The organism is Paraburkholderia sp. BL21I4N1 (genome assembly GCF_002973525.1).
GTDB lineage: Bacteria > Pseudomonadota > Gammaproteobacteria > Burkholderiales > Burkholderiaceae > Paraburkholderia.
Map to the genome: position 1 here is coordinate 72,224 of NZ_PVEN01000020.1, position 26,627 is coordinate 98,850.

Sequence of the window (26,627 nt, forward strand, 5' to 3'; positions counted from 1 at the left end):
AGTGGCGAACTTATTGCCGCAGCAACAGCGCGATGCCGCTGAACAGCGCGGCGAACAACGCGATACGGAAGAGCCCGGGATGCCATGTATAGCGATAGAAGCCGAGTCTTGCCAGCACCAGATCGAGCAGGAAAAACAGCAGCGCGCAGCCGACGAGAATCGGCAGCAGGCCCGGCACCAACAGCGAGAACAGATCAATTTCGCCCGGCATCGCTGACTCCTTGCGACACGTCGTCGGCCGCCGCGAACGCAAAACCGCCGCCCAGCTCTTTCATCAAAAGCGCCCACGCGTCGAGGCGTTTCGCCTGAATCTGCGCGAGGCTTTCCTCCTGCTGCAACTGTTCGTTCTGCGCGGCCAGCACGTTCAGGAATTCGGTGATGCCGCTGCGATAGCCGGTGTCGGCCAGCCGGAACGAGCGACGCGCCGACGCCAGCGTGCTTTCGACCGATGCCTGCTGCTGGTCGAGCGAACGCAGCGACACCACCTGAATCGCCACGCCCTGCATGGCGTTCACCAGGCTCTGGTTGTACGCGTCGACCGCGGCATCGCGCGAGGCGACCGCGACGCCGTATTGACCGCGCCGTCGTCCGCCGTCGAAGATCGGCAGCGAGATCGCCGCGCCGACACCGTGGCCCATGCCGTCGCTATTCAGAAAATTGAAGAAGCCGCCGAAGGTCGCGGCCGAGCCGAGCGACGCCGTGGCCAGCAGGTCGATGTCCGGATAGAAGTTGGCGTGCGCGGCGTCGATGCCCTTGTCCGCTTCGAGCACGCGCCAGCGCCCCGCCACCACGTCTGGCCGATGACCGATCAGGTCCACCGGCAGCGACGCCGGCAACGCGACCGGCACGCTCAAGGCGAGGCTGGGGCGATGCAGTGTATCGCCATAACCCGGTCCTTTGCCGGCCAGTCCAGCGAGGACGATGCGGCTCAATGCAAGCTGCTGTTGCGCCTGCTGCACGCGCGTCGTGCTCGTCGCGAACTGCGTGGCCGCCTGGCTGACTTCGAGCTGACTGCCCACGCCCGCATGCCAGCGGCGCGTCGCGATGTCGACCGTGTGCTGCTGTTCGTCCTGCACCGCGCGGTAGACGTCCAGCAGCGCGTACTGCAACGACAACTGCACGTAGCCGCGCACCACGGCGGTCTGCAATTCGATTTCGGCGAAGCGCGCGTCGGCGGCCGTCGCGTGCAGGTTGTCGAGCGCGCCTTCGCGAAACGCGCGGGTTTTGCCCCACAAATCGAGGTCGTAAGTCAGGTCCGCCTGAATGCTGTTACTCCACACCGTCGTGCCACCCGGCGGCGCCGGCGTCGTGTAGCGGGCGTAGCGGCGGCGCTCGAAACTGCCGCCCGCATCGAGTTGCGGCAACTCGGCCGCGCCGGCGATCTGTAGCTGGAAGCGCGCCGCGTCGACACGCGCCTCGACCGCGCGCAAGCCGGGATTACCCGCCGTGGCATCCTGCACCAGCGTGTCGAGTTGCGGGTCGCGCCACTGTTGCCACCAGCGCTCGGTGGGCCACTTCGCATCCTGCTGGGTCGCGCGCAACGCCGCGCCCGCATCGAGCGATGCCGGGTCGATCATCGACTCGCGCGTATGAATGCCGCCGCTGTCGATGCACGCACTCAGCAGCGACGTACACGCGAGCGCCGCCGCCATTGCTCGCAGTCCCGTCAAGGTGAACCGACAACGCGCGTTCATGCTGCCGCTCCCGTGGTTTGCCACAGCCACACAGTATCGTCCTGCAGGGTCAGTTCGGTGAAGTGCAGCAGCGCGCGCATCCGGCAATGCGCGAGCATCGTGGCATCCACCGTGTCGATGTGCGCGATCGGCAACACCACCAGCGCGCGCCGCGTCGCGGCCAGGGCGTCCTGAGCGGCCTGCGGCGCCGCATTGCAGAAAAGCTCGGCGAGCGCCGCCAGCCACGCGTCCTGCGCGGGGGCCCAGGCGGACGGCAGCGCGCCGCCGAGCCGCTCCGTATCCAGCCGCACCTGGATCATCGCGCGGCCAATCTCCAGCGCGGCGAACGCCCAGCCGATCAGACGATTGCGATCCACGCGCGGATCGACCGGCGCCGCCGCGATCTGGATGATGAAATCGCGCAGACTCAATTCGAAGCTGTAAAGCAGGTCGTCGAGGTCGTCATCGCGTGCGCTCTCCGCCACCAGCGCGCGAATCTGTTTCAGGTACCGCGCGGAAATCCAGTCGCCCGCGCGCGGCACGATGATCGAGAACGCGACCGCCGCGGCGGCGATACCGACCAGCAGCGCAAAGCCGGTATCGAGGTAAGCGCTCGGGTTATAAACAGTCGGATTCGAAATGCTGACGATAAAACAGAAATAGATGCTGAAGCCGAGTCCGAGCACCGCCGTCTTCGCAAACGAATTTACATAGCTGCCGACCATCACGAAGATCGCGATCGTCGCTGCGAGCAGCGGAAAATTATCGAAGCGCGGCAACAGAAAAAAATTGAATCCGAAGCCCGCCAGCCAGCCGGCCAGGCATCCGCCGAAAATCTGCCAGCTCACGACGGCCGGGTTAGGCACGAGCGCGAACAACGCACTCGTGATCGCCACCGCGACGATCGCGCTGGAGCCGTTCACCCAGCCCGACGCGAGCCACCCCGCCCCGACCGCCAGCACGGCGATCGCCGCGCGCGCGCCGGCCACCAGCGCCGCCGTGCGATTGGCCGTGGCGCGCGTCCGACCGATCCGGCTGAGCGCCTGAAACACGGACAGATTCCACGGCTGCCGGTCCTCCACACGCGCGTCGACATACGCGCGGCACAGCAAGCGCAGATCGGCGATTGAAAAGAACAGCGCCGCGCCGGTGGTCGCCGCGAACTGGCGCTGCTGCGGCGCCTGCCCGTCGAGCGACTGAAGCAGACGCTGCAATTGCGCGGGCAGCGCCTGTTCGAACGCGTCGAGACGGGCCAGCATGGTCTGCACCTGATCGAGCGCAACCGGTTCCGTCTGCCGTCGGTCCGGCACGATGGCGAGCAGGCCGCCGAGCAGTTCGTCGACGACCGCCAGCACGCGCGGATCGGCTTCGGCGGCGACCCGGGCCTTCAACTGATGCAGCGCATGAATCCACGCCACGGTGTCGAGAAAGCTCCGGTCGAGATCGAGAAACAGGTGGTTGTGCAAACGGATCGACGGATCTTCGAACACCGCACCGCTGCGCAACGTTTCCACACCGGCCCGCTCGCGGATCAGATCGAGGAACAGGTCGAACCCGGCGACGGCGGCCGTGCGTTCAAGCACCGCATGCAGTGCATTCAACAGATGCGTGAAATTGCGCTGGCTCGAGGCGTACAGCGCCGGCGTGACGCGCTGCGGAAACACCGCGGCGCTGATCACGCTCGCGCAGACCACGCCGATCACCACTTCGCTCACGGTGAACACGACGTTGTCGAACACGCCATAGGGATTCGACCACGCCGGCATCGCGGTGATCGCCGTGCCGTAGCCGGCCAACACGAAACCATACGACTGAAAATTACGGTAGTACGACGCGCCGAACACACACGCGCCGATCCACGCCGCCAACGCCAGAAAGAACGGCAGCGGCTGCTGCGGGAACAACGCGATCAGCACGAGCCCCGCCAGACTGCCGCACACCATGCCCAGCCCGCGATAAAACCCGCGCGCGATGACCATGCCGCTTTGCTGATGCATCATCACGATCACGCACGACACCATCGCCGTGCCCGGCGTGCGAAGTTCCAGGCGCATGCACAAACCCATCGCCAGCGTCGCCGCCATGGCGACCTTGACGATGTGGAGCAGACGCGGCGCGTCGTCGCTCCAGTACGCCTTCCACTCGTCACGCAGGCGCGGCGAGGCCGCGCCGCCGGCATCCGCGGGCGAGGTCATAGGGCAGTCGTCGAGCGATGGATGAACATGAATGGATGACCGGGTTGTCCGCGAGATCGCCGGGCGCCGTTCGGCGGCCGCAATCTGCCAAGGCTAGGCTATCGCGTCAAAAATGTCCTGAACCGGACTAAAAACACCTTAATGAAACGGGCACACGTTGTGCAAGGAAAAAAGAGCCGCGCGGGCGATGGAAGGCGTTGGAAGGCATTAGCGAAACGCCCGGAATCCAGTATGCTGGCGTACTTCACGCCCTACCGCCGTTCGCCATGAATCTCTCTTTCGAAGTGCTGCAGGTGCTCGACGCCATCGACCGGACCGGCACTTTCGCCAGCGCGGCCGAAACGCTGCACAAGGTGCCGTCGTCGTTGACCTATCTGGTCCAGAAGCTGGAACTCGATCTCGGCGTCAAGCTGTTCGACCGCAGCGGCAGGCGCGCCATGCTCACGCACGCGGGGCGCGTGGTGGTCGAGGAAGGGCGCCGTCTTTTGCAGGCGGCTGAAGATCTCGAATGCAAGGCCAAGCGCATCCAGCACGGCTGGGAAACCGAACTGCATGTCGCGATCGACGAAATCATCCCGTTCGACTTGCTGTGGGACCACGTCAGCGATTTCTACAAGCTGCAGCTGGACACGCGCCTGCATCTGTCGAAAGAAGTGCTGGGCGGCTCGTGGGACGCGCTGCTGACACGCCGCGCGGATCTGGTCGTCGGCGCCGCGGGCGAACCGCCGGCCATTCCCAATCTGATGGCGAAACCGATCGGTTCGTTAAAGCATGTCTTCGTGGTCGCACCGGATCATCCGCTGGCGTCGATGCCCGGCCCGCTGACGCAGGACCTAGTGGCGAAATATCGGGCGGTGGCGATCGGCGACACGTCGCGCAAACTGGCGCCGCGCACCATCGCGATCGCCGACAATCAGGAGGTCATGACGGTCCCGACGCTCGAAGCAAAACTGGCGGCGCAGATTCGCGGTCTCGCGGCCGGCACGATTCCGGAATGCCTCGCCGCCGAGCCGCTGAGCCGCGGCGAACTGGTGCAAAAGGAAGTGATCGGCATGCGGCACACCACGCACTTTTATCTCGCATGGCGCGGCGACGAAACGGGCAAGGCGCTGCGTTGGTGGGTCGAACAGTTGGACCGGCCGGACCTGATCGACGACGTCGCGCAACAAAGAATGTTGCACGGCTGAACAGGCGATCTAGTCGCGCTCCACGACGTTGGTTTGCGCGTCTTCGTCGAATGAATCAACACGGGTACGCGGAATTCTGGCGGTAGTGGTCGAAGCGGTGGCGGCGGAAGCGGCGCCCTGCTCGCCGGCCGCCGCCGACGCGATCAGCAACACCCTGGTCGCGGCCTTGAAGTCGTCCCAGTCGAGCCCTTCGGTCAGCTTCGCGCACGCCGAACTCAGTAACTGGGCCGCCTCGCTGCTGCGGCCCTGCGCATGCCACAGCGCAGCCAGGCTGGTCGCGGCGCGCAGTTGCAACGAACGGCTACCCTGCGCGAGCGAATCTTCCAGCGCCGCGATCAAACAGTCTTCGGCGTCGCGCGCGACGATCTCCGACAGCGGCGCATCCGCCGGCGCCATCAGCAGCAACTCGCCGTGAATGCGCCGGAGTTCCCCGGCATACCAGTGGTCGCCGGTTTCGTCGCAACGCATCAGCGCTTGCGTCACGGCGGCAACACCTTCGTCCCGCCGACCCGCACGGCCGAGCGCGAGACTGTACTGGCCGATCAGCATCGCGCGCGGCGCGCCGAATTCGAGCGTCTCGAGATGCTCCAACGCGACACGAAACGCATGCAGGCGCTCCGGGCTGACGTCGTCCAGCGAACGCAGGTATTCGCCGAAACAACGGCAACAGGCCTGCGCGACGCTCAATCCCGCGTGCGTCGATATCTCGTGCAGCAGCGCCAGCGCCTGAGCCGCCCGCTCCCGCTTGCCCGATAACAGCGCGAGCGGCACCAGCGCCTCGATCAGCACATAACATTTGACGATCGCCTGTTGCTGGTTGCAGGCGTCGACGACACATTCCTCGGCGTGCCGCAGCGCCTGATCGCGCGCCCCTTGCAACCACAGCACGCGCGCCAGCGTCGCGCGGCCGACAATGCCTTGATCGACGGAGCGCCCGAGCGGCAGACCGTACCGCACGCCGTCGCAGCGCAACAGCATCTGTTCGAGCGACGCGCGCGCCTGCTGCTGATCGCCCGCATAGTGCAATGCGATTCCCAGCAGCCGGTACGCGAGCACTGCGTTGCTCGCGTCGCCGCTTTCGGCCGCGCGCGACGCGAAACGCCTCGCGAACGCCAGCGCATTACGCGCCGCGCCGGACGACTGGCTGCCATTCCACATGCCCCACAAGGCGCGCGCTTCGAACGCCGCGTCGCCGAGTGCGATCGCCGACGCCAGCGTCTCGGACCACAGTCCGCGCGATTCGCGATCCGGTCCGTTGACGTAGACCAGCGCCGCACCGAGCGCCGCCTGCAGTTCCATCCGAATCCGCAGATGGTGAGTCGAGCGCGAGCCGTCGTGCGTTGCCGAAACGGCATCGAGCGCTCGCCGTGCCCACATGCAGCATTCGTCGACCAGCGACAGTTCGTAAAGCAGAAAGACGGTCTTCACGGCCAGCGTCTCGCCGAGTGTTTCGTCGCCCTTCGGCGAGAGCGCCCAACCGAGCGCCGCGCGCACGTCGTCCAGCAGCGCGCGCATGCGTTGATACCAGGCATCGGAGAACGCGTTCGACGGGTCCGTGCGGCCCAGCGCCTCACGCTCCAGCAAGCCGAGGAAGTAACGCGCGTGCTGCAGCGTGACGGCGCGGCGCTCGCCGTTGTCCTCGAGCTTTTGTATCGCGTAGGCGCGCATGGTCTCAAGCAGCCGATAGCTGGCGCGGCCGCCTTCCATGCGCGTGACCACCAGCGATTTTTCGACCAGCCCGGAGACCGCGGCGATCACGTCGAGTTCGCGCATCGTGTCGTCGCCTGCTACGGCGATCGCCGCGTCCATCGTGAAGCTGTTGACGAAGATGCCGAGCCGGCGCAGCGTCGCGCGCTCGGCGTCGTCGAGTAGCGCGTGACTCCAGTCGAGCGTCGCCTTCAAGGTCTGATGGCGCGGCAACGCCGTGCGGTTGCCGCCGGTCAGCATATTGAAGCGATCGTCGAGATGCCCGGCGAGCGTTTCGATGCCGAGTATCGCCGCGCGCGCCGCCGCCAGCTCGATCGCCAACGGAATGCCGTCGAGCCGGCGGCAAACCTCGCCGGTTAGATGAATGCTTCTCTCGTCGGAAGAAAAACGCGCGTCGATCGCGCGGGCGCGTGCCAGGAACAGTTCGACCGCACTGCATTGCAGCACCGCCGGGCTGGGGTCGTCCTGCGCCGGCACGTCGAGTGAAGCGACCCAGTACAGATGTTCGTCGGCGACGCGCAGCGGCTCCCGGCTCGTTGCCAGCACACGCAGCGTGGAACTCACGTTCAGGAGCGTCTCGGCCAGTTGCGCGGCCGGTCCGAGCACGTGTTCGCAGTTGTCGAGCACGAACAGCATGCGCCGCTCGCCGATTTCCCTGGTGAGGGTGGCGAGCGTCAGTGGACCCATCGACGGTGTAACCCCGACGCTCGCCGCGAACGCGGCCAGTACGCCGCTCGCGTCGGTGACGGAGGCGAGCGGAACCAGATAGACACCGTCGGGAAAACGCGTCAGCAGGCCGCGCGCGATCTCGACCGCGAGGCGCGTCTTGCCGATGCCGCCCGAACCGACCAGCGTCACATGGCGGGCCGAGGCTAACGCCAGCACGATGTCCTCGAGCGCCTTGCCGCGGCCGATCAACGGCGAGTAACTGACCGGCAGGTTATGCCGGGTGGCGTGGCCGGAGGCGATGCGCTCGACCGCCTGTTCTTCGTGATCCGCGTTGTCGAGCGACTTCGGCTCGCGGCTCTGCAGCAAGCGGTAGCCGCGGCCGGACACCGTGCGAATCAGTCCGCGACTTTCGCCGAGCATTTTGCGCAGTGCCGACATATGCACTTGCAGATTATTTTCTTCGACGATCGCATTCGGCCAGACGGCCTTCAGCATCTCGTTCTTCGATACCAGTTCACCGTTCGCGGCGATCAGCACGGCCAGCATATCGAACGCGCGGCTGCCCAACCGGACGGGCTTACCGTCGGCAAGCACTTCGCGGCGCTCGAGATCGACCAGAAGCGAACCTAAGCGAATCATTACCTGAGTTCCCTGACGCAACGAATGGAGGAAAAACTGAGGAATGCCCGCTCAGTGTTGCGTCCCCGAAGTCTAGAACATCGGCGGCAATGGATGCGCGAAAAAAACTGAACGTATGATTCAAAAAATTTGTACTAAGCACGCACTGCGTGATGTGCCGCTTCATGCTTGCGATCTGGCGCGCTGCCCGTCAACGCCATCTTCATGGCGGGCAATTGCTCGACCACCGAGGCAAGAATCATCGCCGCGGCATTGGCCGGGATCGACGCGCGCACTCTCGGCTTGTAGATCATGTCGTCGCGACGAATCACCGCGCCGCTCAACGCGCAGCGCCCCTTGAGTCGCGCGCGGCAACTGATCCACACCTGATCGGCGTAGCGGCAGCGCGTCGCGTCCTGCCACAGCACCGCGATCGAGGTCTCCGACAAGCGCTCCACCACTTCCACCTGAACATGCGGCGACAGCGCATAAGCGGCGCGCCGCGAAGCAGGCCGCGGGAGGAACGCTTCAGCCGCGCCTTCGCCGTCGCCATCGCTGCGGTCGACGCGCCGCAACGCGCGGATCACGTGATCCCAGACCGACACACCGGCGTCATCGAAGGTCGCGCCGCTCGGCTCGTAAGAAGTCTGGCACGCTGCCTGGCGGGCAACGTTCGCTTGCAGCGTGTGCTGTCTGACCGAAACCTGGACCGAAGCCGAGACCGTTTCCGTTTTCATTTGGCGTTCTCTCGAAGTGATGAAAGACGAACCCGACGCCACCATCATGGCGCAGGCGCGGCTTCGTAGTTGACCGCTACCCAGTCATACGTCGTGCCGTTCCTTCTGACATGCCCCAAGCCCGGAAACGCAATGTGGGCGGCACCCACCAGATCGTGCCGGTCGGCTGCAAGATTGAGCGCGTAGCGGCGCGAGCGCCGCGTCGAATAAGGTGCTGAGGAAGCTCGGCGCGGTCGGTTTGTTAGCCTGATTCGGCCAATAGTCCGCATCGGCCTGGCGGACCCGCACGACCGCGTTCGGCAACGCGTTGATCGCTCACGACCATGCTCAACACCACGAGGCAGCAGGCTTTTGCCTGCATGAACCACGCGTGCCGGATCTGCTTCTTCATTACGTTCCTGTGGATTGTCGCAACGGTGAAAAAAGCATACGACGCCGCGTCCGTAACCGTTGCTAATTTTTATTAATTGTCCTGAGCCAGCAAGGTTTCCGGACCATCGATGACAAAAAGAAATCCTGCCCGACACACTGAAGTCCGCGAAAAGGGAAGGCGAGCGAGCGACACGGCGTAGCCCATTGCCCGCCGATAGAAAGCTGATTAAAGGCTTATTGAATTGTCCACTGGAAACTCAAAAAAAATAAATATTTAACATTTGTATTTTCCGAGATAATCGCGCCACCACGCCGACTTTCACCCTCCACGATTTTGGCGAGACGCAGCGGACTCACAACCCGCCGCGCGACGAACAGAGGTGACGGATCATGCACAACGACGCACACATTTTCACCGCCACGTCATCCCGGCAAAAAAAAGATTCGCTCGGATGCGTTTCAAATCAGCTGCATAAAGACCTTGAATTGCACACCGGCGAGTTCACGTTTTATCGCAAATGCCGGCGCGAGCAGAACACCAGCGAAGTCGTCACGCCGCCGTCGGACCGCGGCTTCCTGATCGGCATTTCGCTGGCGGCCGGCCACCGTCGGCGGATCATGTCCGGCAACCGTTCGACCCTGCACGACTTCGAGAAGGACTCCGTCTACGTTCGCAATTTCGAAGACGACTACCGGGCCGACCTGCACGGCGCGTTCGACTTCGTCCTGGTCGAGCTGTCACACGCATTCGTCACAAACACCTGCTATGAACGCGGCGGCTCCGCGATCACCGGCTTCGCGTCGCTGCTAGGCAAGAAGGATCCGATCTTCGGTCATCTGGCGCAGGTACTCGCGCTGACGTTGGACAGCCGTAGCGAGGCCAGTCCGCTGTTTGTCGAGCAGCTCGGTGTCGCGCTCGGCACGCATCTGATCGACCGCTACGGCAAGGTGGCCAGCGAGTCGGACAAGAAAAGCCGGCGCCTCTCGGGCCTGCAGGAAACCCGCGCGAAAGACATGCTGCTCGCGAAGACGCACGGCAGCGTCTCGCTTGAAGAAATCGCCAGCGCGTGCAACCTGTCGCGCAGCTACTTCATCCGCGCGTTTCGCGAGACCACGGATCGCACGCCGCATCAGTGGCTGGTGGAGCGGCGCATCGATCGCGCGCGCGATCTGCTGAAGCATTCCGACGCGCCCTTGTCGGAAATCGCGATTGCTTGCGGCTTCGCCGATCAAAGCCACTTCACGCGCACCTTCTCGCAGCTGGTCGGCACGCCGCCCGGCGCCTGGCGTCGCGAGACCCGCAAGTGAAGTAAAGCGAAGGAACGCGCCAGCCGTCGGCGCGTGTCGACCAACCTGCTTCAATCAGCCTTGCTTTAACCGGAGGAGAACCCGCCCGGCCGTAGCAGCGACTTTCTTACAAAGCATCGTACTTACATACAAGACGTAAGGGTTGGGCTCGGGTAACGTCGAGCCTGCCAAACTCAGTCGCCCAGCCCGTCCAGTCCCGCCGGCGCACAGCCGTGTTTCCCATGCACGCCCCCTATTCCTGAACCTGAAGAACATCATGATCGAAATAGGCAGCTTCCAGATCGATCTGGACATGCGCACTTTGCGGAAGAACGGCGAGGTCGTGCATGTCGGGTCGCGCGCCTTCGACATTCTCTCGGTCGTCGCCTCCGCCGGCGGCCGCCTCGTCACGAAAGACGAACTGATGGACACCGTCTGGCCGAACACGGTCGTCGAAGAAAACAACGTTCAGGTCCACCTGTCGGCGCTGCGCAAAATTCTTGGCCCGGACCGCGATCTGATTCTCACGGTGCCCGGGCGCGGCTACCAGCTTCTGCAACGGCGCAAGAACCCGGGCACCCCTCAGTTCGCTGCGCCAGTGAGCCACGCGCGCAGCCTGCCGCCGTCCAAGGCGGGGCTGCAGGGGCGTGACCACGCCGTCCGGCAGATTCGCGCGATGCTGTCGCAAACGCATGTGCTGACCCTCGTCGGCGCGGGCGGCATCGGCAAGACGAGTCTCGCGATCGAAGCGGCGCGCCACACCGCGAGCGACTTCAACGAACCGGTCAGCTTCGTGGAACTGGCCACGCTGAGTACGGAGGCCGACGCGCTCCGCGCGATTGCCGACGCCTGCGGACTCGCCCTGCCCGAGCCGCTCACCGTGGCGCAGTTGGCCACGGCGTTCGACCGCCAACTCAGGCTGCTGGTACTCGACAACGCGGAACATGTGATCGGCGCGATCGCGACCATCGTCGATGCGATCGTGGCCGGCAACGACCTGCTGCGTGTGCTGGTCACGAGCCGCGAACCGCTGCGCATTCTGCCCGAAGCGATCTTCCGCGTGGATCCACTCGACGTGCCGTTGCCGCAGGCGGGCGCGGCCGAAATTCTGCGCTGTTCCGCCGTGAAGCTGTTCCTGCAGCGCGCCAATTCGCTGCAAGGCGCGATTGGCGCGGACCCGGAAGAACTGCGTCTGGTCGGCGAAATCTGCCGGCGGCTGGACGGCCTTCCGCTCGCCATCGAACTCGCCGCCGCGCGCGTCGTCGCGCTCGGCGTGGAGGGCGTGTACCGCCGGCTGGACGATCGCATGGCGATTCTGGCGGGCGGCTATCGCACCGCGTTGCCGCGCCATCAAACCTTGCGCGCGACGTTCGACTGGAGCTTCGCGATCCTCGATACCGACACGCGCACGCTGTTCCGACGTCTGGCGATCTTCGGCGGCAGCTTCACGTTCGAAGCGATGTGCGCGGTCACCTGCGACGCCGAGCATTCGGTCGCGAACGCGATCAGCGCCATCACGGAACTGGTGGCGAAGTCGCTCGTGAACGTCGAATTCGACGGACCGGTCGCGAAGTACCGCCTGTCCGAATCGACCCGCGCGTATGCGTTGGAAAAACTGGTCGCAGAAGGCGAGTTGCAGGCCATCACGTCGCGCAATGCCCGCTATCTGTCCAGTTGCTTCCAGGCACAAACGGACGAGACCCAGCGCCACCACGCCAGCCATCCGCAAGACCGCCTGCAGACGCTCGAAGACGCACGCGTGGCCTGCGACTGGGCTTTCTCGCCCGATGGCGATGCGCGCGTCGGCGTCGAACTGGCGTCGAACCTGGTGGGCGCGTTGCACGATGCGGGCATGATCGAAGAATGCTGCACCCGCGCCATGCAGGCGGTGGACGTGCTCGACACCCTGCCCGCCGGTGCCGTCGACGCCGCGTGCGACATGCGCGTGCGCGCAGCGCTGGCGTCGGCTTTGCCGTATGTGTGCGGACCGGTGTCAAAAGCGGCGCAATTGTGGCGCGACGTGCTCGCGCGCGCGGCCGCGACAGGCGATCAGGCGTTCCAGGCGCACGCGCTATGGGGCTTGTGGAACACGATGCTGTCGCTCGGCAACATCAATGAATCGATCAACGTGGCGCAGCAGTTCCAGCGACTCGCTGCCGAGCACGGCACGCCATGGCAGAAGATTCTCGCCGACCAGATCGGCGCCATTTCACAGCATTGTCACGGTCGGCATGAGGAGGCCAAGGCAGGACTGGAGCGGGTCGCTCAACGTATCGTGCAACTGCGGCGCGACGCGCAAAGCGGCGGCTGCTTCGCGGTCGATCCCGCGGTGTACTGCAACGGCACGCTCGGCCGGATCGCGTGGCTGCAGGGCGACCCCGACGCGGCCACGGCGTTGATCGATACCGTCGTCGACACGATTCGTCCGGACACGCTCGAACCGTCGTTGACCCACGTGCTGGGCGCCACGGTCATTCCGTTCGCGCTGATGTCCGGCGATCTGGCGCGCGGCTCGCGCTATATCGACATCATGCGATCGCAGGCCGCGCTGCACGGCTTCACGAACTGGCTGGACTATTGCGATTGCCTGGCCGCCTGCCGTGACATTCTCGAAGGACATACCGGGCAGGCGCTGCCGGTGCTCGACACGCGACTCGACGCGTTGATGTCGCGCGGTTTCCGGCGTCTGATCACGCCGTTTATCGTCGCGTACGCCGAAGCGCTGATCGAACATGGACGTTTAACCGAAGCCGTCGCGCGGCTCAACGACGCGCGCGACTTTTGCCTCGGCAACGGCGAACTGTTTTTCCTGCCGGAAGTCTGGCGAGCGTTCGGTCTCGCGGCTCAAGCCGAAGCGGCGCAGCACGCGAAAGCGAGCGATGCGCATGAAGCGAATCTCGCGACCGCGTCGGCGTGCTTTTCGGAGGCACTGCAGCTTGCCCGCGAGCAGGGCGCGAAGATGTGGGCATTGCGGGCATCGACGGCGATGGCGCGTTTGCTCGACGCACAAGACCGCGCGGCGGAAGCCATCGGTTTGCTGGCGCCGCTCGTGGCCGAGTTGCAACGCGCCGCCGGTACGGCCGACATGAACGCGGCCCAGGCGTTGCTCGGCAAGCTGCGCAAACGCAGCGGCAGGCGCGACGCGAAAAACGATGCGAAAAACCCCGCGAAGGGCGCTGCGAAAACCGTTCGCAAAGGCGCCGGCAAGAGCGGCGAACAAGCCGCCTCACGGCGCCGGCCGGCGAAGAACATCCCGCCGCCGGTCTACTCCGCTTCGACTGAATAAACGCCGAAGGTTCACGCGGTCGCGTCGACACTGAAGCCAATACGCGCGGACGATTCTTTCCGGCACTCCGCAATCAGGCAAGCGCAAACGTCCGGCGCACGAACCGCAACGCTATGCGGCCACGGCAGCCGTCCGGCTCAGATACGCGTGAATCTGACTCACCACGGCCGCGCCGTCGCCCACCGCCGCGGCCACGCGTTTGGCCGACTCCGAGCGCACGTCGCCGACCGCGAACATGCCCGGCACGCTGGTTTCGAGTGGAAAGCGCGCGCTCGCTTGCGGCGACATCCCGTGCGGTTCGCTGCGAGCGAACCCGGTCACGACGAAGCCTCGGTTATCGAGTTCGACGCCGCTCGCACCGAGCCAATCGGTCTTCGGGTCCGCGCCGATAAACAGAAACAGATGCCGCGTTTCGATGGTTTCGTCGATCGTTGCGCCGCGCTGCTCGTCCTCACGACGAATCCGCACTTGCGTGAGGCCCGCTTCATCGCCATCGAGTCCTTGCAGCGCGCAACGCGTGCACAGCGTCACGTTGGGCAGCGACCCGATACGGTCGATCAGATAGCGCGACATGCTCGAACACAGATCCTCGCCGCGAATCAGCACGCGAATGCTGCGCGCGAAGTTGGCGAGAAACACCACCGCCTGGCCGGCCGAATTGCCGCCGCCGATCAACACGATGTCCTGCCCCTTCACCAGCTTCGCTTCGATGGTCGATGCCCAGTAATAGGTGCCGCGTCCCTCGAAGGTTTCGAAGCCCGGCACCGAGGGCTTGCGATACGCCGCGCCGCTCGCCACCACGACCGTGCGGGCGCTGATGCGCTGCCCGTCGAACAGCGACAGCACGAACAGATCGTCCTGCCGCTCCACGCACATGACCTTGCCGGGAATCGCCAGATGCGCACCGAACTTTAGCGCCTGCTGGAACGCGCGCGCGGCCAGCGCCTGACCGGAAATGCCGGTCGGAAAGCCTAGATAGTTTTCTATCCGCGAACTGGCGCCCGCCTGGCCGCCCGGCGCGCGTTGATCGAATACCGCGACCGACAAGCCCTCGGTCGCCGCATAGACGGAGGCGGCGAGTCCCGCCGGCCCCGCGCCGACAATCGCGACGTCGTACACATGCGAAGGCTCGAAGGTCGGCACGAGCCCGAGGCATGACGCGAGTTGCGCTTCGTCCGGCGCACGCAGCACCGAGCCGTTCGGGCAGAACACCAGCGGAAAATCGCCGGGGCCGGTGGTCATGCCACCCAGCAACGTGATCGCCTCGGGATCGCTGCGCGCGTCGATCACCGTCGCCGGATAGGCATTGCGGCGCAGGAAGCCTTGCAGCCTGACGAGCCGCGCGTCGTCGCCATTGCCGACGATAATCGGTCCGAGCCCCTGCTCGATCAGCCCGAGCCGCCGCAGAATCAGCGCACGCATGATGTGCTCGCCGAGTTGCGCGTCGGCGACGATCAAGGCCCGCAACCGCTCCGGCTCGATCACGAGCGTCTCGACCTCCGTCAGCGCGATGCCGTCGATCAAGGCAGGCTTGCCGGACAGCTGCGCCATCTCCGCCATGAAATGGCCGTCGTCATGCTCGGTGACGAGCGTCGCGCGGCCGAAACTGTCGCGCGACTCGATCCGCACGCGCCCGTGCAACAGCACGAACAGACCGAGCGCCACGCGCCCGGCTTCAAAGATGAACTCGCCCGCCTTGAACGACATCGGCCGGGCGAAGCGGCGCACACTCTGAATCTCGGCCGCCGACAGGCGCGGGAACATCTGATGCCGCCGGTATTCCAGCGACGAAAACGGAAACTCGAGTTCCGACGGCGCGGCTACCGCGGCTGCGCCGGTGACGGAAAAATCCGGGGTGCTCATGACATGACCTCTTCTAGCGCGTCATCGTGACGACGAATTGCGAACCACGCCGCTTTACCTTGACCGGCCCGTTAAGAGCCCGTTACCAGCCGAACTTGAATTCGGCGCCGATATAGTCGGCATTGCGCGCGCCCAGATCGCGCAACGACGGTCCCACCTGAAAATGCACCGCTTCCACGGCCGCGGTGAGATTGGCGGCAACCGCATAATCGGCGCGCAACTGCGTATAAAAACCGGTCCAGCTAGTGCCGTGGCCCGCCGTGCCCGGCACGACCGCCGAGCCTTGCTGATAGACGGCGTCGGCGGTGGTCTCGCGCCATTGCAGACCCACGCCCGCGAGCAGCGTCAGCTTGCTGTTCGGTTTGAGCGTCAGCGTCGGCTTCACGTGAACCAGGTTGGCGTAACCGGTGTAGCCGGCCAGCGCGAAGTAATAGCCGTTCGGAAACAACGGATTAAACGTGCCGATGCGGCCGTCGCCCGGATGGTTGTCGCCCGAGGCGGCATCCACCTGAACGCCGAGACGCGGCGTCCACGGTGCGGAGGCCAGCGTATAGCCCGCCAGTGATCCGACCGCCCACGCGCCGATCGTTTTGTTGCCCACGTGCCCCGACTGATACATGCCTTCGACGTCCCAGTCGATATGCCCGAGCGTGCCGGCATAACGCGCGTCGAACACGTCGCGATGCTCGTTGCCGGTGGCATCGAGAAAGCGCGCATTGCTGCGGTTGTAGCGCGAGTAATACGCGGACACGTCGCCGGGTCCGACGCCTTTGCGCTCCACCCGCACGCCGCTGAACGTCAGGTCGCGGTTGGAGACGTCGTCGAAATCCGCATTGTCGCGATACTGCACCGGCTGCGACGCATACGCGATCCAGCGCCATGGGCCGGTCTCGTAGTCGGCCCAGACGGCGTCGAACGCCTGCCGCACGTTCGGGCCGTCGCGCACGGAAATGAACCGCTGCAAGTCGAACGCCATTTCCTGGCGGCCGACGCGGAACTTGAACGTGCCCGGCCCGAGCGGTTCGGTAATCGCGACGAACGCCTGACGCAAGTCGAGCGGATTCTTGTCGACCGGCGTGACGTTGTCCTTGCCGTAGGGCTGCGCGCTTTCGATCTGCGTGAAGATCTGCACATGCGGGCCGAGGCGCACGTCGGCGTGCACTTCGAGTCGCTGCAGCAGATAGGTATCGTCATGCCCACTGCCCAGACCGAAGAGTGGCGCGTCGTTCATTTCGACCCGCTCACGCCACACCATGCCCAGCGAAATATAAGCGTCGGGATTGCCGAACAACGGGATGTACTTCAACGAATCGAACGGCTTTTTCGGCACGCACGGATTGGCCAGCACCGACCAGTTTTCCTGCCAGCGGTTGAACATGATCGCCGGCCGCGCGCACGAGGCCGCCGGTGTGGCCGCCGCGGCCACGTTGTCGCTGCCGGCCGCGGTATCGTCCGCGCTGCCCAGCGCGGTATTCACCGCGGCCGCGGCCGGCAACGCCGCCGCCAGCCCGGTGCTCAGCAGCAACGCACGAGCGGCGCGCAACGCGCTATCGCGACGCGCCCGGCTCCCGGCGTTGCTCGACGCCGATCCATTCACGACGACTGCTTCACTGACCATCGTGCACTTCGGCAATGTATCCGCCAGGGAATTCGAGCATTGCGGTCTTGTGCGCGCCGCTCGTGTACGCCGGACTCAGCACCTTCGCACCGGCCGCTTGCGCGCGTTCCAGCGTTTGCGCGACGTCGGCGACGGCATAGCCGGTCGTCTCACGTCCGAACGGGAACGGCAGCTTGCCGTCCGTCACGAACACGACCATGCGGCCGAAACCCGAACCGATCTGAATCTCGCGCACCGTTTCGCCCGGACGGCCGATCACGCCGGCATCCGCGCGCGGATTGTCCGACACCACCTTGCCGTGCGAGAAGTGCAGCCAACGGCGCACGAAGTTGTTCGCTTCGTAACGCGACACATACACGCGGTTATCCGGCACGCTCTGCAGCGGCGCATAGTTCGGTGCCTTGGTGTGCCAGTAGAGCTGCATTGTCAGACCGCCCGGCCATTGAATGATCGCGTCCTTGCCGATCGGGTCGTCGAACGAATCGACCAGCACGTCCGCGCCGGCCGCGCGCGCGGCTTTCACGGCCTGATCGATGTCGGTGACCAGATAACCGGTGCGCTCATTGCCGAACGGATACGGCACCGGCGTTTCGAAGCCGAACACCGACAGCATGCCCACCGGCGTCTGCACGTATTGGGACGCGGTCTTGCTCGGCGTCGGCGTGACGGTGAACACGGCGCGCGGCGATGCCTTGCCACCGAACGTCGCGATGAAGCTGTTGACGAACGCGTCGAGGTCGGCCTCGGCCACGTACACGTGCGTCGTGTCGTACTGCGCCCCGACCGACACGTCGGGGTGCTTCACCAGCGCGGTTTTAGCGCCAGGCACTTCCGCCGGGCCGGCGTCGGCGAAAGCGGACGAAACGGGCGCGAACCCGATCAGCAGCGCGGCGGACAGCAGCGCGAGAGGACGAAACCGATGCAGCGATTTGAACATTTGGATTACCCGATTGTGTTAGCAACGATTGAATGGATAGCCTCGGCACGGCGAGGCGGTCTGAGTTCAGGCGAGGCGAGCGGCGCTCAGCCGCCGTCCTTCGGCGCGCCCGGCGTGGCGACCTTTTGCGCCGCGCCGCCGTTCGCCTGGGCGACCTGCGCCGGTTGCGGCTGGGTCTGGCCCTGCGTTTGTTCCTGCGCGAAGAACTGCGCCTTGACGACCGGTATCGCGTGCTCGCCCAGCACCATGCCGAGCAGCCCGGCGAGCGCGATCAGCGGCGGCGCCGGCGACTGCACTTTCAATAGCCAGTAGAGCAATCCGACGCCGAAACCGACGCCCAGTGAAATGACGTAGCCCATGCTTTATTTCCTTTCCAGAATCCATCTCAATTCGACCAGTCCGAGCCCAGCACCAGTCCGCAAAAATTCAGCCGTCGGTAGTTCGGATCCCACCGGTCCAGCACGTCGGCATTGACGGTCCCGTAGGTCGTCGCGGGACGATGCTCCATGCCGCGCGCGTACGCTTCGATCAGCTTCTTCTTGAAGCCGGATTCGCGCGGATACGCCTGCACGATTTCGTCGCGCTGCTGCGCGGTGAATTCGTCGTAGCGCTCGCCGCGCACGTCCATCTGCACGCCGGCGCTGATCATGGCCACCAGCGGCGACATGTACTGCGGAACACCCGGCGTCGTATGCAATGCAATCGCAGTCCAGACTTCCTTGATGTCGCTCTCGGCCACGGCGTGCTGCTGCAGAAACTCGCGCGCGGCATTCGCGCCGTCCACTTCGAAGCGATGCGGCGAGCTTCGATACTTCAGGTTCAGCCCGGCGTTATGAAACATCGCGCCGACGTACAACAGTTCGGCGTCGAACGTCAGGTTGTCGCGGTGCCCCGCCAACGCGCCGAACAGAAACGCGCGCTGCGCATGATGAAACATCAACTCGGATTCCATGCTGCGCATCAGATCGCTTGCTGCCTGAGCCACTACGCCATCGGGAATGTCCACGCCGGCAATGGTTTTCTTCATCTCAAGTCCTCCGTTTGGGACGTCCCCGCCGCCAAGCCAGGCAGGACGGAGCGAGGTCAGGTCCACTCCATTGCAGCGTAACGACTTAACCCCATTAAGACTTTGGTCCATCCTTAAAAAGACTTAATCGACGCGACGGTTATGCCGGATCGAACCGAACCGATCCGATCCGATCGATGCCACGCAGGTCAGGCATGGCCGTCATAGCGTCAGCTCGTGGAAGCGCCGCACGCCGTCGCGAATCCACTGCAGCAGACCGCCGGGGTTGTCCTCCACGTCGTGCGGGGACGCCAGCAGCAATTCCTCGGTGGCGTGGTGTTCCGACAGCAGACGGCACATTTCCTTCGCCACCTCGGGGCGCCGCTCAAGCAGCGGCGTCAACGCGGTCTTGTCGAGCCGGAACACGGTGGCGCGCGTCATGGCGCGTACGATCACCGCCGTTCTGACACCCGCCAGAATCCCCGACTGCCCAATCGAGTCGCCGGGCGAGAGGCGGCGTAACTCGACCTCGCCATCGTCCTTCGAGACGACCGCCTTGGCCACCCCTTGCGCGAGAATGTGAAGCTCGTGGCCGCTCTCGTCCGCGGCCGTGTAAATGGTTTCGTCCGCATCGAATTCGTGCCGCGTGAGCTTGGCGGCGAGTTCGGTCAATTCGTTGTCTTCGAGCGTGCGGAAGATCAGCACGTTGCGCAGCAGGCGCTGCTTTTCGGTCATGCCGGTGGATGCGGGTTCAGGCACCGACAGCGGTTGCAACAGCACGCCACGCGACGCCAGATGCCGGTGCGCGAGATCGAACAGGTCGTTGCGCACCTCGATTTTTCTGCCGAGTTCGGCGACATAACAGACGATCTCGTATTCGATCGCGTCGTTGGTCGCGCGCCGCACGCTGACCACCGGCTTGGGATCGTCCAGCACGCCTTCGGCACTCTGCGCGGCGTTCGTCAGCGCCGCCAGCACGAGCGCCGGCCGGATCGACGGTTTGATCGGCAGCACGACGCTAATGCCATGCGTATGCGAGGGCTGATTCGCGTTGACGATGTTGGTGCGCGCCGCCATGCTATTCGGGATCACGACGATATTGCCCTGCCCGTTCAACAGGCTGGTAGCGCGCCAGTTGCTCTCGATCACCTTGCCCTCCACCTCGCCGATCGTGACCCAGTCGCCAATCCGGAACGGTTCGGTGGCGTTCAGCACGACGCCGGAAAACACGTCGTTCAGCGTGCTCTGAATCGCCAGCCCGAGTACCACGGCTAATGCGCCGGAGGTGGCGAGCAATCCGCGCACCGGCAGTTGCAACACGAAGGCGATCGCGCCGACCGCGGCGGCCAGAAACAGCAACGCGCCGAATACGTCCTGAAACAGACGTTCCTTGTGCCAGGTTTCAGGCAGCACGGTGCGATCCAGCACGATGGTCAGCAGCCGCGCGCCTTGCAGCCACCAGACCACTTCCAGCACTTGCGCGAGCAGATGACGCAGCGGTTGATCGGGCCACGGCGCCGCGCGCAGCGGATTCATGCCCGAACTGAACAGCACGTAAGTAGACAGAGCGAACAGGAGCGCCCGGAATGCAAGGCGCGCCTGGTCGCTCGTGCGGATCATGAACCGCCACGCGAGAAAATCGAGCACCAGAATGCCGAGGCCGAACAACACACCGTCAGTCAAAGTCGGCATACAGGTCCTCGCTCGCGGGGTGGGATGAACCGGTAACGCTCAGAAGGCGAAGCAGCTACATCCCAGCGCGCCCCAGAAGCCGTTCGAATCGCTGACCGGCACGTTCTTGCGCCATGCCCAGCCGTGCGCATGCGCATGCACGCCGCACAGATTCACGCAGCCGTCCACGCAGGCCACCGCAGTCGGTTTGTAGCGGCTATAGCCACCGAACTCCGCGACCGGCGACCATGACGGGCTGACCGGCAGCGCGGGCGGGGCGAGCGGCGCGAATTCGTCGGCGGCGTAGACGACCTTGCCGCCCACCACCGTCATGACCGATTCGAGGAACTTGATGCGGCTCTCGTCGACACTGAAATAGTCTTCGCTGAGCACCGCGAAGTCGGCGAACTGGCCTGGCACCAGCGCGCCCTTCCTGTCGTCTTCGTTCGAGAACCATGCGCTGCCCACCGTGTAGCGGCGCAGGGCTTCCATGCGATCGAGTTTGTTCTCGGCCGCATACATCTGCGTGCCGCCCACCGTCTTGCCCGACACCATCCAGTACAGCGAGACGAACGGATTGAAACTGGCGACGCGGGTCGCGTCCGTACCCGCCCCGACCGGCAGGCCGGCGTCCAGCATGCGGCGGATCGGCGGCGTGCGCTTGACCGCCTCTTCACCGTATTGCTGAATGAAGTACTCGCCCTGGAACGCCATGCGGTGCTGAATCGCAATGCCGCCGCCCAGCGCGCGAACGCGTTCGATATTCTGTTGCGTGATCGTTTCGCAATGGTCGAAGAACCAGCGCAGTCCGTTGAACGGAATGTCGGCGTTGACGCGTTCGAACACGTTCAGGAAGCGTTCGATCGACTCGTTGTACGTGGCGTGCAGACGGAACGGCCAACGGTTCGCCACCAGCAGGCGCACCACGGCTTCGAGTTCCACTTCGAGCGTGTCCGGCAGATCGGGACGCGGTTCGAGAAAGTCTTCGAAGTCCGCTGCCGAAAACACCAGCATTTCGCCGGCGCCATTCACGCGCAGGAAGTCGTCGCCCTCGCCGGGCTTGGTCATCTTCACCCACTTCGCGAAGTCTTCGATCTCCTTCTTCGCGTTCTGCGTGAACAGGTTGTAGGCGATCCGCACGGTCAGTTCGTTGTGCTTCGCCAGCTCCATGATGACGGCGTAGTCGTCCGGGTAGGCCTGGTAGCCGCCGCCCGCGTCGATCGCGCTGGTCACGCCGAGCCGGTTTAGCTCGCGCATGAAGTGGCGCGTGGAATTGCGTTGATCGTCCAGCGCGAGTTTCGGGCCCTTCGCGAGCGTCGCGTACAGAAGCCCGGCGTTCGGCCGTGCGATCAGCATGCCGGTCGGATTGCCGCGCTTGTCGCGCTGGATCTCGCCGCCCGGCGGATTCGGCGTGTCTTTCGTATAGCCGACCGCGCGTAGCGCGGCAGCGTTCAGCAAGGCGCTGTCGTACAGATGCAGGATGAACACCGGCGTGTCCGGTGCGATCGCATTGATTTCTTCGAGCGTCGGGCCGCGGCGTTCGGCAAACTGGAATTCGTTCCAGCCGCCCACCACGCGTACCCATTGCGGCGCCGGCGTACGGGCCACCTGCTTGCGCAGCATGTCGAGCGCGTCAGCGAGCGACGGCACGCCGTCCCAGCGCAATTCCATGTTGAAGTTCAGGCCGCCGCGAATGATATGCAGGTGCGAGTCGTTCAGACCGGGAATGACGGTGCGCCCCTGGAGGTCGACATGCCGCGTCCTGTCGTTGACATGCCGCATCACGGCATCGCGGGAACCCGCGGCGACCACGCGGCCGTCGGCGACGGCGATCGAATCGGCGAACGAACGCTTATCGTCCTGCGTGGCGATCTTGCCGTTGAAGAAGACGACGTCGGCCGGCGTCGGCGCGGAAGTACTGGGAGTCATGGCGATCCTCATAGGGAGCGCTCCGCGTGAAATGCGCGGAGCTATTCAGGGCAAGCGGGCGTGCTTACTTCGTCTTCGCCGGCACTGCGGCGAGGATTTCGTGCTGCTGCGCCGTGCGCTGAGCCGCCTTGTGAACCATCGTGTACGCGTAGTCGACGCCCATGCCGTACGCCCCTGAGTGCTCCTTGACGAGCTTCATGACCGCGTCGTACGTTTCCTTGTGCGCCCAGTCGCGTTGCCATTCGAGCAGCACCTGTTGCCACGTCACCGGCACCACGCCGGCCTGGATCATGCGTTGCATCGCGTAGTCGTGCGCTTCTTTCGACGTGCCGCCCGACGCGTCGGCGACCATGTAGATTTCGTAGTCGCCTTCGTCCATGGCGCACAGCGAGAACGTGTTATTGCACACTTCCGTCCACAGACCGGCGACCACCACCTTCTTACGGCCGTTGGCCTTCAGTGCGTCACGCACTTTCTGGTCGTCCCACGAATTCATCGACGTGCGTTCGAGCACTTTGTGATCCGGGAACACGTCCAGCAATTCCGGGTACGTGTAGCCCGAGAAGCTTTCCGATTCCACCGACGTAATCGTGGTGGGAATGTTGAATACCTTCGCTGCCTTGGCGAGCCCGACGACATTGTTTTTAAGCGTCTGACGATCCATCGACTGAACACCGAAAGCCATTTGCGGTTGCTGGTCGATGAAAATGAGCTGGGAGTTTGCCGGGGTCAGCACTTCGAGTTTCGGATTAGCCATGGCTATGTAAGTCCTAAAAGGGTGAGTTGACATGGGAGACATGCCGCACTTGCCTGAAGTGCGTTAAAAACTGAGACCCAGTCTAATCACGGCCTTTCGCAACGTCCTTGTCGAAGCCCTTAATCGTTCTTAAAAAATATCAAGCTTCAGAACCCACGGACGATGCCTCGCGCGTACCACCCTCAGAACTATTCATTTTTTTGCAGGACATTAAGCGGGCGCTTTTTTTACACTTCAGTGGCCGGATTCAGCCTTCGAGCGCACCTTGCAGCCGCGCCTCGAGAAACTGAACGAGCGTGCGCACTTTGCTGGAGTGACGGCGATTCGGTAGATACGCGGCATAGACCACGGCGTCGCCCTGATGTGGACTGGCGTCGTACGCTTCGAACAACCGCATCAGACGACCGGCGCGAATTTCGGCGCTGACGTGCCACCCAGGAAGCAGCGCGATGCCGCGCCCCGCCATCACCGCTTCGAACAGGATGTCGAGGCCGTTTGACAGCAAACGCCCACGCACCTCGACACGCTCTTCTTCGCCGTCGCGGCGGAAGGTCCACATCTGTCGAGTGCGATAGCCGCCGCCGTACGCGACACGCAGACATTCGTGACCAGCGAGTTCCTGCGGCGTGCGAGGCGTGCCGTGCTGTTCGAGGTAGCTATGGCTCGCGACGACGTAGCGCGGATTGTCGGCCAGCTTTCTGACGATCAGGTTGGGGTCGCGATCCAGCCGGCCGATGCGGATCGCCACGTCGATCCGTTCGAGCGCGAGGTCGAGAAAGTTGTCGGCCACCACCACGTCGAGAAAGACGCGCGGATGGTCGGCGAGAAACGCGGCGAGGTGCGGCGCGAGCCACAAGCGGCTGAAGGTGGATGGCACTGAAATGCGCAGCGAGCCAACCGGCGACGCGCCGCTGTCGAACACGCTCTCGTCCGCCTCGGCCAGATCGTCGAGCACCTTGCCGACCTGCTCGACGTAAGCGATGCCGGCGTCAGTGAGGCTGACCTTGCGCGGCGTGCGGGTCAGCAGGGCGGTGCCGAGCGACGCTTCCAGCGCGTCCATCAGGCGCGTGACCGACGACGTGGCCACGCCAAGGCGCTGCGCGGCCTTCGAAAAGCCGCCGGCATCGGCGACTTCCAGCAGCGTTTTAACGGCAAGGAATTTGTCCATGGTCGATAGCGGTGTCGGCAGTGGTTTGATTGCAAAAAACGCAACGCGGGTTTGCATTTTAGCCATATTCCGCGTCACGAACGCAACGTATAAGCTGCATCCGTTACCTAGTGAGGGGTGCAACATGCAAGCCATTCAGGTGGAAGTTCATTACGACTTTATTTGCCCGTGGTGCTGGATCGGCCAACGGAATCTTTCTGCGGCGCTGGCGGACTCCGGCGTCGCCGAGACGGTATCGATTCGCTACGTGCCGTTCGAGCTGAACCCGTCGATGCCCGTCGAAGGCATGGAGCGGCGCGCCTATCGAACCCTCAAGTTCGGCAGCTGGGCGCGCTCGCAGGCCATGGACGCGCAAGTGACGGCCGCCGGCCTAAGCGCCGGCGCACTGTTCGACTACGACCGCGTGCTGCGCACGCCGAACACGCGTCTCGCGCATCGGCTGATGCAGTTCGCGCAGTGCCGCAATGAACCGCGCGCCACCGCCGCGCTGTATCAGGCCATCCATGCCGCGTACTTCTCCGAAGGCCGTGACATCGGCTCGCTCGACACGCTGGTCGCGATCGCCGCCGAGCATACGTTCGACGCTGACGAAGTGCGCGCTTACCTGGCGAGCACCGCCGGCGATCTGGAGATCGACGCGGCGCGCGAAAGAGCCGACCGGCGCGGCGTTCAGGCAGTGCCCACGATCGTGGTCGACGACCATGCGATCAGCGGCGCGCAGCCGCCCACGGTGTTCGTTCAGGCACTGTGCACGGCAGCGCGGAGGGACGCAGCATGAAAGCCCTCGAACAACCGCGCGCGGTCGTGATCGGCGGCTCACTGGGCGGCCTGTTTTCGGCCACCACGCTGCGGGCGGCGGGCTGGCGGGTCGACGTGTTCGAAACCTCGACCAATCAGCTCGACAGCCGCGGCGGCGGCATCGTGCTGCAGCCGGATGTGCTGGACGCGCTGCAGTTTGCCGGCGTCGCACTGCCGGACCCGCCGGGCGTGGCGTCGGGCGAGCGCATCTATCTGGATCGCGACGACCACCGCGTCGAGCAGTTATATATGCCGCAGATGCAAACGTCGTGGAGCCTGCTGTATCGCGCCATGAAAGAGGCCTTGCCCGCCGAGTCGCAGCATGCGGGCGAGACCTTCACCGATTTCCGCATGAACGGCGAGCAGATCGTCGCGCAATTCGAAAGCGGGCGCACCGAGCAGGCCGATCTGCTGATCGGTGCCGACGGTATCCGTTCCACGCTCCGGCGGCGGCTGTTGCCCGAGATCGTGCCCGCCTATGCAGGCTATGTCGCATGGCGCGGACTCGTCGAGGAACCGAACCTGCCGTTGCAGGCCGCGAACACGCTGCGTGATCGCTTCACGTTTCAGCAGGGCGAAGAGCACTCGGCACTCGCCTATCTGATTCCGGGCGAGCGCGACTCGACGGCGGTCGGCGAACGTCGCTGGAACTGGGTGTGGTATCGCAAGTACAGCCGCGAGCAGCTCGACCGTTTGCTGATCGACCGGCACGGCCAGCCGCGGGCGTTTTCGTTGCCGCCGGGCTCGGCCAAGCGCGCCGACGTCGCCGTGTTACGCGACGACGCCGCGGCCTTGCTGGCGCCGACATTTCGCGCGCTGGTCGACGGCACCGACGATCCGTTCATGCAGCCGATCGTCGATCTGCGCTCGCCGCGCATGGTGTTCGGCCGCGCGGTGCTGCTCGGCGACGCCGCCTCGGTGCCGCGTCCGCATACGGCCGGCAGCACCGCGAAGGCCGCCGCGAATGCGCATGCGCTGGCGCGGGCGTTGTCGTCGACATGGCAGAGCGGCGTAACGATCGACGCCGCGCTCAAGCGCTGGGAAAACCAGCAGCTGCAACGCGGCCGTCTGATGACCGATCTCGGTATTTCGCTCGGCGACCGGGTGATGAACATCGCTCGCTGAGTTCACGTTCTTTCTTTTTAGGGA

General features: G+C 64.6%; 19 protein-coding genes. 5 read left to right on the plus strand and 14 right to left on the minus strand.

The annotated features are described in order from the left end of the window. Window positions 1-10: 10 nt before the first annotated feature. Genes B0G83_RS32860 through B0G83_RS32870 form a run of 3 tightly spaced genes read right to left on the minus strand, consistent with a single transcriptional unit; the run spans window position 11 to window position 3,868 of the window. Entirely contained in the window at window positions 11-211 is a 201-nt protein-coding gene (locus B0G83_RS32860) for a DUF1656 domain-containing protein (protein ID WP_105511498.1), read from the minus strand. Continuing rightward, window positions 195-1,694: an efflux transporter outer membrane subunit gene (locus tag B0G83_RS32865; protein WP_105511499.1), complete on the minus strand. Its 1,500-nt coding sequence runs from the start codon at window positions 1,692-1,694 to the stop codon at window positions 195-197. The genes B0G83_RS32860 and B0G83_RS32865 overlap by 17 nt, the downstream gene beginning before the upstream one ends. Continuing rightward, a complete protein-coding gene (locus B0G83_RS32870; protein ID WP_105511500.1) occupies window positions 1,691-3,868 on the minus strand; it encodes an FUSC family protein in 2,178 nt (725 codons plus the stop codon). The genes B0G83_RS32865 and B0G83_RS32870 overlap by 4 nt, the downstream gene beginning before the upstream one ends. A gap of 266 nt (window positions 3,869-4,134) precedes the next feature. Here B0G83_RS32870 and B0G83_RS32875 point away from each other — a divergent pair, with 266 nt between their 5' ends. Continuing rightward, on the plus strand, window positions 4,135-5,055 hold the full coding sequence (locus B0G83_RS32875) for a LysR family transcriptional regulator (protein WP_105511501.1): 921 nt from the start codon (window positions 4,135-4,137) through the stop codon (window positions 5,053-5,055). 9 nt (window positions 5,056-5,064) lie between these two features. Here B0G83_RS32875 and B0G83_RS32880 read toward each other — a convergent pair whose 3' ends face one another. Continuing rightward, window positions 5,065-8,070 (minus strand): winged helix-turn-helix domain-containing protein, encoded by a 3,006-nt coding sequence (locus B0G83_RS32880; RefSeq protein WP_105511502.1) that lies wholly within the window; start codon window positions 8,068-8,070, stop codon window positions 5,065-5,067. 134 nt (window positions 8,071-8,204) lie between these two features. After that, window positions 8,205-8,786: a DUF3331 domain-containing protein gene (locus tag B0G83_RS32885; RefSeq protein ID WP_105511503.1), complete on the minus strand. Its 582-nt coding sequence runs from the start codon at window positions 8,784-8,786 to the stop codon at window positions 8,205-8,207. Between the two features lie 762 nt (window positions 8,787-9,548). Between B0G83_RS32885 and B0G83_RS32895 the strand changes: the two genes are divergently transcribed. Both B0G83_RS32895 and B0G83_RS32900 read left to right on the plus strand, forming a co-directional pair. Then, complete coding sequence (locus tag B0G83_RS32895) at window positions 9,549-10,466, plus strand: AraC family transcriptional regulator (RefSeq protein WP_105511504.1); 918 nt, start codon at window positions 9,549-9,551, stop codon at window positions 10,464-10,466. 256 nt (window positions 10,467-10,722) lie between these two features. Beyond that, a complete protein-coding gene (locus B0G83_RS32900; protein ID WP_105511505.1) occupies window positions 10,723-13,731 on the plus strand; it encodes a winged helix-turn-helix domain-containing protein in 3,009 nt (1,002 codons plus the stop codon). 111 nt (window positions 13,732-13,842) lie between these two features. Here B0G83_RS32900 and B0G83_RS32905 read toward each other — a convergent pair whose 3' ends face one another. The 9 genes from B0G83_RS32905 to B0G83_RS32945 form a co-directional block, all read right to left on the minus strand. Further along, window positions 13,843-15,594, minus strand: coding sequence for an FAD-dependent oxidoreductase (locus B0G83_RS32905; protein WP_105511506.1), 1,752 nt, complete (start codon window positions 15,592-15,594; stop codon window positions 13,843-13,845). An 82-nt stretch (window positions 15,595-15,676) separates the two neighbouring features. Then, the gene (locus B0G83_RS32910) at window positions 15,677-17,212 is read right to left on the minus strand and encodes an alginate export family protein (RefSeq protein WP_105511507.1); all 1,536 of its coding nucleotides are present in this window, start codon (window positions 17,210-17,212) and stop codon (window positions 15,677-15,679) included. After that, complete coding sequence (locus B0G83_RS32915; RefSeq protein ID WP_105511508.1) at window positions 17,202-18,149, minus strand: glyoxalase; 948 nt, start codon at window positions 18,147-18,149, stop codon at window positions 17,202-17,204. Before B0G83_RS32915 ends, B0G83_RS32910 begins: the two co-directional genes overlap by 11 nt. Before the next feature lie 86 nt (window positions 18,150-18,235). Further along, complete coding sequence (locus B0G83_RS32920) at window positions 18,236-18,508, minus strand: DUF1427 family protein (protein ID WP_105511509.1); 273 nt, start codon at window positions 18,506-18,508, stop codon at window positions 18,236-18,238. A gap of 26 nt (window positions 18,509-18,534) precedes the next feature. Then, complete coding sequence (locus B0G83_RS32925) at window positions 18,535-19,176, minus strand: HD domain-containing protein (RefSeq protein ID WP_105511510.1); 642 nt, start codon at window positions 19,174-19,176, stop codon at window positions 18,535-18,537. A gap of 201 nt (window positions 19,177-19,377) precedes the next feature. Beyond that, window positions 19,378-20,847, minus strand: coding sequence for a mechanosensitive ion channel family protein (locus B0G83_RS32930; protein WP_105511511.1), 1,470 nt, complete (start codon window positions 20,845-20,847; stop codon window positions 19,378-19,380). Window positions 20,848-20,886: 39 nt separating this feature from the next. Continuing rightward, window positions 20,887-22,755 (minus strand): amidohydrolase, encoded by a 1,869-nt coding sequence (locus B0G83_RS32935; protein ID WP_105511512.1) that lies wholly within the window; start codon window positions 22,753-22,755, stop codon window positions 20,887-20,889. A gap of 64 nt (window positions 22,756-22,819) precedes the next feature. Further along, window positions 22,820-23,512 (minus strand): hydrolase, encoded by a 693-nt coding sequence (locus tag B0G83_RS32940; RefSeq protein WP_105511513.1) that lies wholly within the window; start codon window positions 23,510-23,512, stop codon window positions 22,820-22,822. A 247-nt stretch (window positions 23,513-23,759) separates the two neighbouring features. Beyond that, entirely contained in the window at window positions 23,760-24,680 is a 921-nt protein-coding gene (locus tag B0G83_RS32945; RefSeq protein ID WP_105511514.1) for a LysR family transcriptional regulator, read from the minus strand. A 124-nt stretch (window positions 24,681-24,804) separates the two neighbouring features. Between B0G83_RS32945 and B0G83_RS32950 the strand changes: the two genes are divergently transcribed. Continuing rightward, window positions 24,805-25,458: a DsbA family oxidoreductase gene (locus B0G83_RS32950; RefSeq protein WP_105511515.1), complete on the plus strand. Its 654-nt coding sequence runs from the start codon at window positions 24,805-24,807 to the stop codon at window positions 25,456-25,458. Continuing rightward, window positions 25,455-26,603, plus strand: coding sequence for an FAD binding domain-containing protein (locus B0G83_RS32955; protein ID WP_105511516.1), 1,149 nt, complete (start codon window positions 25,455-25,457; stop codon window positions 26,601-26,603). The genes B0G83_RS32950 and B0G83_RS32955 overlap by 4 nt, the downstream gene beginning before the upstream one ends. Window positions 26,604-26,627 lie beyond the last annotated feature (24 nt).

What these genes read in the sequence shown, in the direction of transcription:
- B0G83_RS32860 (WP_105511498.1), bottom strand. Translation starts at nt 211, where the DNA reads ATGCCGGGCGAAATTGATCTGTTCTCGCTGTTGGTGCCGGGCCTGCTG.
- B0G83_RS32865 (WP_105511499.1), bottom strand. Translation starts at nt 1,694, where the DNA reads ATGAACGCGCGTTGTCGGTTCACCTTGACGGGACTGCGAGCAATGGCG.
- B0G83_RS32870 (WP_105511500.1), bottom strand. Translation starts at nt 3,868, where the DNA reads ATGACCTCGCCCGCGGATGCCGGCGGCGCGGCCTCGCCGCGCCTGCGT.
- B0G83_RS32875 (WP_105511501.1), top strand. Translation starts at nt 4,135, where the DNA reads ATGAATCTCTCTTTCGAAGTGCTGCAGGTGCTCGACGCCATCGACCGG.
- B0G83_RS32880 (WP_105511502.1), bottom strand. Translation starts at nt 8,070, where the DNA reads ATGATTCGCTTAGGTTCGCTTCTGGTCGATCTCGAGCGCCGCGAAGTG.
- B0G83_RS32885 (WP_105511503.1), bottom strand. Translation starts at nt 8,786, where the DNA reads ATGAAAACGGAAACGGTCTCGGCTTCGGTCCAGGTTTCGGTCAGACAG.
- B0G83_RS32895 (WP_105511504.1), top strand. Translation starts at nt 9,549, where the DNA reads ATGCACAACGACGCACACATTTTCACCGCCACGTCATCCCGGCAAAAA.
- B0G83_RS32900 (WP_105511505.1), top strand. Translation starts at nt 10,723, where the DNA reads ATGATCGAAATAGGCAGCTTCCAGATCGATCTGGACATGCGCACTTTG.
- B0G83_RS32905 (WP_105511506.1), bottom strand. Translation starts at nt 15,594, where the DNA reads ATGAGCACCCCGGATTTTTCCGTCACCGGCGCAGCCGCGGTAGCCGCG.
- B0G83_RS32910 (WP_105511507.1), bottom strand. Translation starts at nt 17,212, where the DNA reads ATGGTCAGTGAAGCAGTCGTCGTGAATGGATCGGCGTCGAGCAACGCC.
- B0G83_RS32915 (WP_105511508.1), bottom strand. Translation starts at nt 18,149, where the DNA reads ATGTTCAAATCGCTGCATCGGTTTCGTCCTCTCGCGCTGCTGTCCGCC.
- B0G83_RS32920 (WP_105511509.1), bottom strand. Translation starts at nt 18,508, where the DNA reads ATGGGCTACGTCATTTCACTGGGCGTCGGTTTCGGCGTCGGATTGCTC.
- B0G83_RS32925 (WP_105511510.1), bottom strand. Translation starts at nt 19,176, where the DNA reads ATGAAGAAAACCATTGCCGGCGTGGACATTCCCGATGGCGTAGTGGCT.
- B0G83_RS32930 (WP_105511511.1), bottom strand. Translation starts at nt 20,847, where the DNA reads ATGCCGACTTTGACTGACGGTGTGTTGTTCGGCCTCGGCATTCTGGTG.
- B0G83_RS32935 (WP_105511512.1), bottom strand. Translation starts at nt 22,755, where the DNA reads ATGACTCCCAGTACTTCCGCGCCGACGCCGGCCGACGTCGTCTTCTTC.
- B0G83_RS32940 (WP_105511513.1), bottom strand. Translation starts at nt 23,512, where the DNA reads ATGGCTAATCCGAAACTCGAAGTGCTGACCCCGGCAAACTCCCAGCTC.
- B0G83_RS32945 (WP_105511514.1), bottom strand. Translation starts at nt 24,680, where the DNA reads ATGGACAAATTCCTTGCCGTTAAAACGCTGCTGGAAGTCGCCGATGCC.
- B0G83_RS32950 (WP_105511515.1), top strand. Translation starts at nt 24,805, where the DNA reads ATGCAAGCCATTCAGGTGGAAGTTCATTACGACTTTATTTGCCCGTGG.
- B0G83_RS32955 (WP_105511516.1), top strand. Translation starts at nt 25,455, where the DNA reads ATGAAAGCCCTCGAACAACCGCGCGCGGTCGTGATCGGCGGCTCACTG.